Origin of the sequence: Microbacterium sp. (assembly GCF_052099035.1) — a bacterium.
GTDB lineage: Bacteria > Actinomycetota > Actinomycetes > Actinomycetales > Microbacteriaceae > Microbacterium.
Genome location: NZ_JBQDSX010000131.1, coordinates 1 through 4,052, shown reverse-complemented (window position 1 = coordinate 4,052; position 4,052 = coordinate 1). Strand labels below are relative to the sequence as shown.

The window sequence follows — 4,052 nt, the reverse complement described above, 5'->3', positions numbered from 1 at the left end:
CGCTTCGCCGTGGAGAACTGGGCGTCAGCGATGGCGAACTGGCCGATCTTCACGTACCTCGGCAACTCGCTGCTGGTGGCGGGCGTCGCGGTCGTCGTCGCGCTTGTGATCGCGGTGCCGGCGAACTACGCGATCGCTCGGTTGCGCGTCGGCGGCGGGCAGACGCTGCTGCTGATCGTGTCGGCGTACATCGCGCCGCCGGTTGTCGCGATCGTGCCGCTGTTCCTGCTGGTGCGCACGGCCGGTCTGATGAATTCGCCGTTCGGGCTCGGTCTGGTCGAGGGGCTGATGCTGACGCCCGTGGCCGTGTGGCTGCTCGATGGCTTTTTCCGCAGCATTCCGGGCGAGATAGACGAGGCAGCGCAGCTCGACGGGTGCGGCCCGGTCCGCACGTTGGTCTCGGTGCTGCTGCCGCTCATCACGCCGGGGCTCGCCGCGGTCGGGATCATCGTGTTCATCCTCGTGTACAACGACTTCCTGATCCCACTGCTGCTGACACAGACGGGCAGCGCGCAGACTCTGCCGGTGGGGATCGCGCTGATGCAGGGCGGGCGTGAGGTGATGTTCGGCCAGATGGCGGCGGCGAGCCTGACGGGAATCATTCCGGTGTACCTGCTGGCCCTGTTCGCGCAGCGGTGGCTGATCGGCGGGCTGACGCAGGGGAGCGTGAAGTGAGGCGCTACGGCAGAACCGAGAGCACCTGCACGATGATCGCGAGCGCGAGCATGCCGAGGCAGTTGATCCAGAACTCCGTACCCGTGAAGCGGGCTCGAACGTGGGCCGCGGCGGCAGCCACGAAGTAGATGATCACGCCGGTGTTCGCGGCGAACGCGACGCCGGGCATCCAGATCCCGGCCACCAGCCCCACGACCGCGGTGGTCTTGATGACGATGAGCGTCCACCACCACTCGCGCGGGAAGCGTACCCCGTCGAGGCAGTCGCGGATGAACTTCGGCGGGCGAAGTGACAGCACGACGTCGATCAGGAGCGCGAGAGCGAGTAGCGCGGGTGGCCACCAGATGTCCGGGAGGAGGGTCATGACTTCCTCTCGCAGATGGTGGTGAAGGTGGCTCTGAGGGCGGCGATCAGTTCTCTCGAGTCGGCGCCATGGCGCGCCGACCAGGAGAACAGGGTGCCGATGTAGGCGACGTAGGCGGCGTTGGCTGTCGCGTATTCTTCGGCGTCGTTTGAGTTCCCGAGTACTGCGCGGATCTCCTCGACGAGCTGCGCGGCGAGGCTCGTGAAGAGCGTCGAGGAGTGGGTTCCCGAGACGAGGATCGACGCGTATGCCCTCGCGAGATCCTGGCGATCGGTGAAGATCGTCACGAACGGATCCACGATGCTGAGGATCCGATCGACGCAGGTACCAGCGGTGGGCGGGGCGCTTCGGGCGTCGTGTTCGGCGGCGATCAGATCGTCGAAGACCTGTACGAGCAGGGCGGGCTTGTCGCCGGCGGCCATCACCGTGCCGACGCTGACGTCGCTCGCCTGGGCGATGTCGCGGATCGTCGTCGCCGTGAATCCGCGTTGTTCGAACAGGCGGCGTGCCTCGTTGAGGACGCGGGATCTGGTGGCCTGACGCTTTTCTGTGCGCAGCGAGAGCATGGGATCCTTAATGCTGAACGTGTTCAGTGAACAGATTTAGTTTAAAACTGTGCGGTGGCGATGTCGACCACGTTGGGCGGTGTTGTTGCGCGGTCGAAAACGGCGGGCACCATCCCCGAGCGCGGTACGCGTAATGGTGGCCCGTCGCCGCATCGACCTGGGGGAGCGCGCGTTGAGCATCGGGTATTGCTCGTTGCGTCGCTCGGCAGGTGATGCGCACATCGAAGGTTGTGAACAGCGACGGGAGCGCGGGCGATTTCGTCGCCGTCACTAACTTTGTCAGGGGTTCGCGATTGACTTGAGCATGGACATTTTCAGCGAACTCCGAGAGCAGGTCGAGTCCCTCGACAGCCTGCTCGACGAGGGCGTTGGCGACCTCACGGGCGCGATGCGCGGGCTCAGCGATGAGCAGCTCGTGCGGGCGTTGGAAGCGGCTGCGGGTGCTGTTCGCGGGTTGGGCCGCATTGAGGCGATCGCGGCGGGCATCATGGCCGAGCGTTCCACCCGTGAGGCGGGGCAGGAAGGCATGGCGCAGGTGCGCGGCCACCGCTCTCCGGCTGAGTTCTTGCAGGTGATCACCGGCGGGTCGAAGTCTGAGGCGCGTCAACGGATCCGTGTGGGCCAGTCGGTCCTGGACGCGACCGAACCAACGACCGACCCTGCGACGGGCGCGGGCGCGGTGGGCACGTCCGGTGCGCGTGTCGTGCCGGCGTGGCATGCGCCGCTGGCCGACGCGCTGATGCGCGGGCAGGTATCGTCCGCGCAGAGCGACGCGATTCGCCGCGGGCTCGGAGAACCGCCCACAGACGCGACCGGAACCGTCGACGACGACACACGGGACGCATGGTCGACCGCGGCAGGTCAGCTCGCGAACGAAGCCGAACACCGCACCGTCGAAGAGCTGCGTGATGAGGCACGGTTGATTCGGGATCGTCTCGACCCGGAAGGCGCCGAGCGGCGGTTCCTCGAACGGTACGAGGCGCGATCGTTCCGCACCTGGACCGATGCCGACGGCCGACGCCGCGGGTCGATCAGTTTCGACGACGACGGGCACGCCCTGGTCCGGTCGATCTTCGACTCGGCGCTACGGCCACGCCGCGGCGGTCCACGGTTCGTCGATGCCGCCGAGGTGGAGGTCGCGCAGGCGCTTGTGGAGGACCCGCGCTCACTCGATCAGCTCTCCTACGATTTGTTGGCCGACCTTCTCAGAGCAGGTGCACTCGCCGATGCGAAGGTCGTGCACGGCACACGTCGGGCTGGCGTAAGGATCGTGACCGTCACCGGTAGTGCGGGCGGATACACCGAGGATGGCCTCGTGTCGCTGCCGCAGCCGGATATCGATCAGCGCGTGTGCGACACGGGGGCAGTGCCGGTTACGGTCGATGCGGGCGGTGACCCGCTCAATGTTGGGCGCGAGCGTCGGCTCTTCACGCCAGCGCAGCGTGTGGCGCTCTCAGTGCGCGATGGCGGATGTCGCTGGCACGGGTGCGACCGGCCGTCGTCGTATTGCGAGGCGCACCACGTCGACCCGTATTCCGAGGGCGGGCGCACGGACATCGACCGGGGGATCCTGCTCTGCCGGTTCCACCACATGCAGCTGCACCACTCGGGGTGGCGCATCAGCCGTGATGGCAGGCGTCAGTTCGTTCTGCATGACCCGGGCGGGGGTGCGGTGAACCTCGAGCCCCGGCTCGCACTGAGGTACGCGTTTGGCGACGTCGATCCGCCTCCGCGACGATTCCGCCCCGCGGCGTAGGGGGGAGGGGCCGATTCTCGCGCGATCGGCGCCCCGCGGGAGCTCGCGTTCGAGGGGCTCATCGCAGTTCGGCCTCTGAGGTAGCGTGTCCGAGTGCGGTTCAACGCGTTCGAGGCCTACTCCGCCGAGATGGGATTTCCTGTTGAGGTGAGCCCCGAGACACAGAACAGCGATTACGAGTCAGGGATTGCCGTGATCGGCAACGAGACCTGGCACATCCGCACTGCGCGGAACACCCCGTCCAAGCCGGGCGCTTTCGTCGCGTTCTGGCAGCGGGATGCCGAAGGGGAGACGAGCCCGTTCGGCGATGACGATCTCGCTGCGGGCCTGCTCGTCTTCGTGGAACAGCAGGACCGACGCGGCGTGTTCCGGTTCACCGGCGCGCATCTTGCTGAACTCGGTGTCGTTTCAGGGAAGCTGCCCGGCAAGCGTGGGTTCCGGGTATACCCAAGCTGGTGTGAAGGGTTAAATAGCCAGGCCGCGGCCACGCAACGCGCTCAAGCCCCGGCATTCCGGGAGTACTGAGCCCAGATTGTGTGTTCTCACATCGTCCGCGCCATGATTCCACGGCGCAGCGATCGATGGAACACCTCGGGTCAGCTCGCGGCAGCGACGGCCATCGCCGTGACGGCGTCAGCGCGGAAGTGGTCGTCGCCCGTGATCGTGATCACCGCGTCGCCCGCGAAGATCA

5 protein-coding genes are annotated in these 4,052 nt (G+C 66.8%); 3 read left to right on the top strand and 2 right to left on the bottom strand.

All coding sequences use genetic code 11. The features are described from left to right. On the top strand, window positions 1–675 hold a 675-nt coding region (locus ACTIAO_RS17265; RefSeq protein ID WP_441907304.1), incomplete at its 5' end, for a carbohydrate ABC transporter permease. A 4-nt stretch (window positions 676–679) separates the two neighbouring features. On the opposite strand, the gene ACTIAO_RS17260 is transcribed toward ACTIAO_RS17265, so the two are convergent. Then, window positions 680–1,039, bottom strand: coding sequence for a DoxX family protein (locus ACTIAO_RS17260; protein WP_441842470.1), 360 nt, complete (start codon window positions 1,037–1,039; stop codon window positions 680–682). Continuing rightward, the gene (locus ACTIAO_RS17255) at window positions 1,036–1,605 is read right to left on the bottom strand and encodes a TetR/AcrR family transcriptional regulator (protein WP_441907303.1); all 570 of its coding nucleotides are present in this window, start codon (window positions 1,603–1,605) and stop codon (window positions 1,036–1,038) included. Before ACTIAO_RS17255 ends, ACTIAO_RS17260 begins: the two co-directional genes overlap by 4 nt. A gap of 304 nt (window positions 1,606–1,909) precedes the next feature. On the opposite strand from ACTIAO_RS17255, the gene ACTIAO_RS17250 reads away from it, so the two are divergent. Then, on the top strand, window positions 1,910–3,361 hold the full coding sequence (locus ACTIAO_RS17250; RefSeq protein ID WP_441907302.1) for a DUF222 domain-containing protein: 1,452 nt from the start codon (window positions 1,910–1,912) through the stop codon (window positions 3,359–3,361). 93 nt (window positions 3,362–3,454) lie between these two features. Then, a complete protein-coding gene (locus ACTIAO_RS17245; RefSeq protein WP_029152738.1) occupies window positions 3,455–3,886 on the top strand; it encodes a MepB family protein in 432 nt (143 codons plus the stop codon). Window positions 3,887–4,052 lie beyond the last annotated feature (166 nt).